This is a genomic window from Mucilaginibacter polytrichastri (assembly GCF_001911425.1).
In the GTDB taxonomy this organism is placed as follows: domain Bacteria; phylum Bacteroidota; class Bacteroidia; order Sphingobacteriales; family Sphingobacteriaceae; genus Mucilaginibacter; species Mucilaginibacter polytrichastri.
The window spans coordinates 2,022,908-2,030,225 of record NZ_MPPL01000001.1 but is presented as its reverse complement, the minus strand read 5'-3'; the positions used below and the strand labels follow the sequence as shown (position 1 = coordinate 2,030,225).

6 protein-coding genes and 2 tRNA genes are annotated in these 7,318 nt (G+C 41.0%); 3 read left to right on the top strand and 5 right to left on the bottom strand.

Going from position 1 to position 7,318, the window contains the following annotated elements:
• Positions 1-570: glycoside hydrolase family 3 C-terminal domain-containing protein (locus RG47T_RS26670; RefSeq protein WP_253187504.1), on the top strand; the 570-nt coding region annotated here is incomplete at its 5' end.
• Positions 571-706: 136 nt separating this feature from the next.
• Here RG47T_RS26670 and RG47T_RS08805 read toward each other — a convergent pair.
• From RG47T_RS08805 to RG47T_RS08795, 3 genes are all read right to left on the bottom strand, one after another.
• Positions 707-791, bottom strand: a tRNA-Leu gene (locus RG47T_RS08805).
• A 49-nt stretch (positions 792-840) separates the two neighbouring features.
• Positions 841-916, bottom strand: a tRNA-Gly gene (locus tag RG47T_RS08800).
• 101 nt (positions 917-1,017) lie between these two features.
• Positions 1,018-1,503 carry a regulatory protein RecX gene (locus RG47T_RS08795; RefSeq protein ID WP_074489073.1) on the bottom strand — a complete coding sequence of 162 codons (486 nt, stop codon included), beginning with the start codon at positions 1,501-1,503 and terminating at the stop codon, positions 1,018-1,020.
• Positions 1,504-1,560: 57 nt separating this feature from the next.
• Between RG47T_RS08795 and RG47T_RS08790 the strand changes: the two genes are divergently transcribed.
• Complete coding sequence (locus tag RG47T_RS08790; protein WP_074489072.1) at positions 1,561-4,023, top strand: bifunctional UDP-N-acetylmuramoyl-tripeptide:D-alanyl-D-alanine ligase/alanine racemase; 2,463 nt, start codon at positions 1,561-1,563, stop codon at positions 4,021-4,023.
• A gap of 4 nt (positions 4,024-4,027) precedes the next feature.
• Here RG47T_RS08790 and RG47T_RS08785 read toward each other — a convergent pair whose 3' ends face one another.
• Complete coding sequence (locus RG47T_RS08785; protein ID WP_139302421.1) at positions 4,028-5,242, bottom strand: hypothetical protein; 1,215 nt, start codon at positions 5,240-5,242, stop codon at positions 4,028-4,030.
• A gap of 241 nt (positions 5,243-5,483) precedes the next feature.
• Here RG47T_RS08785 and RG47T_RS08780 point away from each other — a divergent pair, with 241 nt between their 5' ends.
• Positions 5,484-6,074, top strand: coding sequence for a DUF502 domain-containing protein (locus RG47T_RS08780; RefSeq protein ID WP_074489070.1), 591 nt, complete (start codon positions 5,484-5,486; stop codon positions 6,072-6,074).
• Here RG47T_RS08780 and RG47T_RS08775 read toward each other — a convergent pair.
• The gene (locus RG47T_RS08775; RefSeq protein WP_074489069.1) at positions 6,048-7,304 is read right to left on the bottom strand and encodes a TCR/Tet family MFS transporter; all 1,257 of its coding nucleotides are present in this window, start codon (positions 7,302-7,304) and stop codon (positions 6,048-6,050) included. The two genes, RG47T_RS08780 and RG47T_RS08775, sit on opposite strands and share 27 nt — an antisense overlap.
• Positions 7,305-7,318 lie beyond the last annotated feature (14 nt).

The window sequence follows — 7,318 nt, the reverse complement described above, 5'->3', positions numbered from 1 at the left end:
TATGGCGGCCAGGCAGCCGGTACAGCTGTCGCTGATGTGCTTTTTGGTGATTACAATCCGGCGGGGCGTCTGCCTGTTACTTTTTACAAAAGCGATAAAGATCTGCCTGATTTTACAAACTATTCTATGAATAACCGCACATATCGTTATTTTAAAGGTACACCCTTATATAGATTTGGTTATGGGTTAAGCTATACCACTTTTAAATACCAACACCTTACAATACCATCGGTAATTAAACGTGGTAAAGCAATGAAGCTAAGTGTAACAGTAAAAAACACCGGGCAAGTGGCCGGTGATGAAGTTGTTCAGATCTATGTTACACATAATCATACCCATATTAAGGTGCCACTTAAAGCGCTGAAAGGTTTTACCCGTATATTTCTTAAAGCAGGCGAACAGCGTATATTGAATTTCACCTTGTTGCCCGATGATCTGGCAGTAACAAATGTAAATGGAGAGTTGGTTTTACTAAAAGGAAAAATTACGATTAGTGCCGGTGGATGCCAGCCTGGCGAGCTTAACATTACCTCGGGCAACAGCGTTAGTAATACAATTACGCTATTGTAAAATTTGGTCGTAAACTTACAGTAAACAAGCGAAGAAAATAGCAGAGGGTAAAGGCGGCGATTAAAATGTTGTCCTATTGTTGTCCTAAAATAAATGAGGCGATTAGTGTCTTTCACCTAATCGCCTCATTTTCAAGTACTCAGAGCGGGAATCGAACCCGCACTCCTTTAACGGGAACAGGATTTTAAGTCCTGCGTGTCTACCAGTTCCACCATCTGAGCAGGTGTTACACCTTTTAAAAACAAATCCTTCCGGAGGGAAGGATTTTGTTGGAGCGAAAGACGAGATTCGAACTCGCGACCCCGACCTTGGCAAGGTCGTGCTCTACCAACTGAGCTACTTTCGCAGTAGATATTTGCCTTGGCTAATACCGTTTGTTTTGGTGATGCAAATATAGGGAGATTTAAAAGTTCTGCAAGGGCTAGGTTTAATTTTCTTCAAAGTTTTTTATAAGTCGCTGTTTTTCAAAATAAATAAAATTAAATCCATCTCAAATCCACGGCTCAAGGCATATTGTTTTACCTTATAATCACGCTTAAATGCATCTTTTTCGGTTGTTTCCCTAGTTTTCTTTTCAATCACCTTTTTTAAAACAGCCAGATAATCGTCACTATCCAAACTCAATAATGCCTTTTTTATAAGTGGGTCAGATACTCTTTTAATTTTGAGGCCTTGCTTTATTTTTCCTTTCCCCCAGTGTTTAAAGCTCATTTTTCCACGGGCGTAGGCTAAAGCAAAGCGTTCTTCGTTCAAAAAATTGGCCTCAACCAGTTGGGTAATTATACGTTCAACGGCATCGGGGTATAAACCCAGTTCATATAACTTGTCGCGTACTTCCTGTTGCGATCTTTCCTGGTAGGCGCAATAATGTTCGGCTTTGGCCAGGCCCGCTTTTTCATCTGTAATCTTTTTCCGTGGTTTTGGCTCGTCCATCAAAACTAAAGTAATCTAAATTTCTTCTATTGGCATAAATATCTTCAAATTAGTGCCATGCTAAGCAGTCTATATTCTATCAAAGAAGTTAAGCAAATTATTAATGCCCATGGCCCCATTATACGCGAGGCCACGGTTAGTGTGCTGTTAACAGACAGCCGCCGCATTCTTAATGCCGCCGAAGCGTTGTTTTTTGCGCTTAACGGTCGCCGTGACGGGCACGACTTTATTCCCGAAGCTTACAATGCCGGTGTACGCAGTTTTGTGGTTACCCACGAGCCTGCCGAACGCTACTCGGGTTCTAACTTCCTGGTAGTTGATAATGTACTGCATGCCCTGCAAATGCTGGCTGCCTATCATCGTAACCAATTTAATTTACAGGTAATTGGCATTACGGGCAGCAACGGTAAAACCATTATTAAAGAGTGGCTTTACCAATTAATGTTGCCCGATAAAAACATTGTGCGTAATCCTAAAAGCTACAACTCGCAGGTAGGGGTACCGCTTTCTGTTTGGCAAATTAATAAAGATCACGACCTGGGAATTTTTGAAGCAGGTATTTCTACCGTGAACGAGATGGAAGACCTGGAGAAGATGATTAAGCCGCAGATTGGCATATTTACACACGTTGGCTCGGCACATGATGAAGGCTTTGCAAACCGGCGTGAAAAGGTACTTGAGAAACTGAAATTATTTAAGCATACCGAATTGCTGATCTATAATTACGATCAGCTTCTTGATTATAAGAAGGATATACCCACGCCAAAAAAGTTTACTTGGAGCCAAACGCATAAAGAGGTTGATCTATATGTTTTTAGCGAAACCGTAATTGCCAAAAAGTTTTACCTGCGGGCTAAATATCAACGCAGGGAGATAGAATGTTTGATCCCATTCCTCGACAATGCTTCGGTAGAAAACGCGATAGTTTGCTGGGCCACCATGCTGGCCATGGGTTATGACCCAGCCGAAGTTGACCGCCGCATAGAACACCTCACAGCCGTAAGTATGCGCCTGGAGTTAAAAACCGGCACCAATGATTGTACCATTATCGACGACTCTTATAACTCCGATATCCAATCGCTGGAGATAGCATTAGACTTTCTGAGTCAGCAAAATCAACATCAAACCAAAACACTGATCCTGTCGGATATTTTCCAGTCGGGCCTCCAGCAAAACCAGCTTTATAAGCAGGTAGCCGATATGGTGAAAGCTAAAAAAATAGATAAACTAATAGGCGTGGGCGAGGCCATTTCGGCACACCAGGAATATTTCGATATCCTTAAAAAGCATTTTTATCCAGACACCCAAACGCTGCTGAAACAACTCGGCAGCCTGGAGTTTAGCGGCGAAACGATATTGATCAAAGGTTCGCGCAGTTTCGAGTTCGAGCGGATTAGCAAGGCGCTATCAGAAAAAGCGCACGAAACATTGATGGAGATCAACCTCAATGCGATGATCGATAACCTGAACTTTTACCGGTCTAAATTACTGCCCGGTGTAAAAGTTATGGTAATGGTTAAAGCGTTCTCTTACGGAAGTGGCACGTTCGAAATAGCCAACGTTTTGCAATATGCCAAGGTTGATTACCTGGCTGTTGCGTATGTAGATGAAGGCGTAGCCCTGCGCGAAAGCGGTATTAAACTACCCATTATGGTGCTTAATACCGAACCATCTGCATTTGATAAAATGGTAGAACATGACCTGGAACCCGAGATCTACAGCTTTAACCTGCTGGATGAGTTTGTGAAGTTTGCTTACCAGCAAAACATAACAAATTACCCCGTGCACCTAAAAATTGATACCGGTATGCACCGCCTGGGTTTCGAAGGGTTTGAGATCGAAACACTTTGCGATTTCCTGGAAGAGATTAAATATATCAAGGTTAAATCGGTATTTTCTCACTTGGTGGCCAGTGATGCGCCCGCGCATGATGCCTTTACCCTGCAACAAATGAAACGCTTTGAAAAGGCTTATTTGCAGATAGAAGAGGCACTGGGTTATAAATTTATCAGGCATATTGCCAATACTTCGGCAATCATCAGGTGGCCTATGGCGCAGTATGATATGGTAAGGTTGGGTATTGGCTTATATGGTATAGATGCTGCAGTTCCAGATCATTTAAACAGATTGCAAACGGTGGCCACGCTAAAAACCAGCATATCGCAGGTGAAGAAGATCCCGGCTGGCGAAACTGTGGGCTATAACCGTTCTGGCAAACTGGCTAAAGACGGCAAGATAGCGACCGTACGCATTGGCTATGCCGATGGTTATTTGCGGGCCTTTGGTAATGGCGTGGGTAAAATGATAGTAAAAGGTGTATCTGCACCCACGGTAGGTAATATAGCCATGGATATGTGCATGATAGATGTAAGCGATATTGACGTAAAAGATGGCGATGAGGTAATTATATTCAGCGACAGGCAGGGCATAGAGGCCATGGCTAAACAAATTAACACCATCCCTTACGAAATCTTAACAAATATTTCGCAAAGGGTAAAGAGAGTGTACTTTTACGAGTAATGTTTCATTTTCCTTCAACTGCTTTTATATTAACATCATGACTGCTATTTTGAATTTTATAAGGCAATTTACTTTCATTAAATCCATTAACCTGATATAACCCAAAAGTTTGAAAAACTATTTGCGTGGGATCTAAAACGCTTTTGTCGATATATTTTGAAAAATCAGGTAATTTATAATTAGTGTAATTTGCAGCTGATGGAGAGTATAAATAAATTGCAATATTGTTATTAATGGTTTTCCCGATAAAATTGGCTAAGTAGTAATCGTACGGACCTGCTATTGCAGTTTTATAGTCGGCTAATGAAGATCCTGTATTTTTAAAAGAGGCATTATACGTATCAACCTGACTTGGTATTGTGGATCCTACATTAACAAAGCTATATTGTCGGTCGTTAAGCTGGTAGCTGGTTCTGGTACTATATTGTTCAAATGATTCGGTTGGATACCTGTATGACAGTGTGTTGTACAATGAATATATTTGCCCGAAATCATATTCCTGAGCGCTATTCTTATCCGCTTTTGCGTATACTGTCATTGAAAAAATACCACCTGGTGCTGTCAGATTTTTAACCTGTGGTACTTTAATACATTGATTAAGGTCTATAGTGAAATCATGTATACCCTTAGTTATATCGAAAAAATTGTAAAGCGTTTTATTGTTTTTTTGAATTTGCACCCAAACTTTGCTTTTATCGCTGTAATCAAAACTTTTATAATATATAGTGTCTGTAATATTGCTAATCGAATTAGCTCGCAAATCTGTACTCAAACTAAGATTATCAAAAGCAGATGCATTCTTGAAGTGTATGTTTAATGGATAATTAGATGATGTTGCAGAACTACCTGATGCATCATATGTGCTACCTTTTTTTATTTGAAGATAGCCTAAAATAATAACTCCAGCACTTGGATCAGTTGGGACATCAACTTCATAAACGTTTAAACGGGCATTTGGATAAGGTTTTGGTGTATAAAGTTTATATATTGATGTACCAATCTTCGTTTTAACTTCACTGAGAACATTACCTGTAGAGTCTGTCGCTATAAGGTAAGCATTGGGCAGAAAGCCACTAATACCATCGCCAGAAAACTTATAGGTTATCAAAGTATCGGCTTGGGGCGTATTTGCCGTTGGATTGGTTCCGTTTACATCATTTTTTTTAGAACAGCTGTAAAAGGCTGAAAGAGTCAATAGTATCAGTAATAGTTTTCGCACAGTAGTAAGGGTTAAGCAATAGCGGCAATTATACAGTTTTTTTGTTGTTCAATAAATAACTTTGCTTTTTATCGCAATTACTTTATGTATTTACGATCTATCAGTCAGATAATCAATGATTTAATAATAGGTGCATTTAAAAATGACTATATACTTCTAAATATTTATTTTTGAAGTTGAGCAGCTGGATATAATGTCGAATGCGTTACCAGTTTCCATTCGAATAATTAAAGATTAAGCCATGAACAAAATTGCCCGTGTTTTACTTAACTATTTTGTTAAAGGTTTGCTTATTGTAGTGCCTTTGGGTGCTGCCTGTTTTTTAATTTACTGGGCGGTGGCAGGTATTGATAAGGCACTTAATCTGAGTGACTTACTTTGGATAAATCCTAAAACACACAAGCCAATATATATACCCGGCATGGGTATACTAAGCGTACTGGTTTTTATATTTATAGCAGGGTTTATTGTAACTACTATTATTACCGACCCGATAAAAAATTGGTTTAACAGATGGCTAAACAGGCTGCCGTTGTTCAAATTCCTGTACTCATCTATTAAAGACCTTACTGAGGCTTTTGTTGGTGAAGAGAAGAAGTTTAACGAACCGGTACTGGTTGATATGAATGGCAGCAAACGGATCGGTTTTCTTACCCAGCACGATCTGAGCATGATTGGCTTGCCGGATGAAGTTGCCGTTTATTTCCCATGGTCGTATTCATTTGCCGGGCAGGTAGTTATTGTGCCGGCCGATAAAGTAAAGCCAATTGACAAAAGTGCAGCTCAGATCATGAAGTTTGTAATCTCAGGCGGGGTTAGCGGACTCGAGTAAGGCTTTGGCACGCTGGTTCTTGAAACTTCTGATCGCAATAAACACACTAATCAACATCAATATAGCACCGAGTAAATAAGGCGCGCCCGGAAAATAAACCGAAGTATCCTTCCTGGTAAAATGGTGAAATATCGAGGTCATTAAAAGCGGGCCGATAATGGTGGTCACACTTACTAAACTGGTTAATGCACCTTGCAGTTCTCCTTGTTCATTAGCTGCCACTTTCTCGGTAATAATACCTTGCAAAGCAGGGCCGGATATACCGCCGAGGCAATAGGGGATCATAAATAAATACATCATCCAGCCGTAACCGGCAAAGGCAATCAGTACCAGCCCAACGGCATAAAAGATCATTCCGGCTACGATACTTCTTTTTTGCCCGTATTTAGGGATGATAATGCGGATCAAACCTCCCTGTATAGAAACCAGCAATACGCCTATAAAAATCCCCAGACTACTGATACTGGGTAAGGTCCATTGAAACTTTTCGATGAGATAAAAGGCAAGCACGCTTTCTACTGCCTTTTGGCCAATGTATACTAATGTAAAAGCACTAATCAATCCTGCAAGCACAGGGTAAGCGTTGAGCCTAACTAACGAGCCAATGGGGTTTGCACGCTTCCAGTTAAAAGCACGGCGATTTTCTGGGGCCAATGACTCGGGCAACACAAAATAACCGTACACGGCGTTCAACAAGGCCAGGCCGGCTGCTACCATAAATGGAATTTTAAGGCCGATAGCACCCAGGTAACCACCCAGGCCAATGCCCAATATAAAACCAAGCCCCGTTGCAGCACCCACTAAACCAAAGTTGGCGGCACGTTTATCACCGGTGCTGATATCTGCAATGTAAGCGGTGGCTGTGGTGCTGCTGGCACCTGCAATACCTGCAACTATACGGCCTACAAATAGCCAGGCAATGGTAGGGGCAAAGGCCATAAAAAGATAGTCGACCCCGAAACCAAATAAAGAACATAACAGCACAGGCCTGCGCCCAAACCGATCACTTAGGTTACCCAATATGGGCGAAAAAACAAACTGCATCAGCGCATATGCAAATGTTAAATAACCACTGTATTGGGTGGCCATGCTTATATCAGAATGTATCAGCTGCTCTAATAACTTTGGCAAAATTGGGATAATGATCCCCAAACCAAGCACATCAATAAATACGGTAATAAATATAAAGCCTAGCGCTGCGGGTCTTTTTGGTTCAGTTTGGTTATCCATTCGCAATTAAAAAC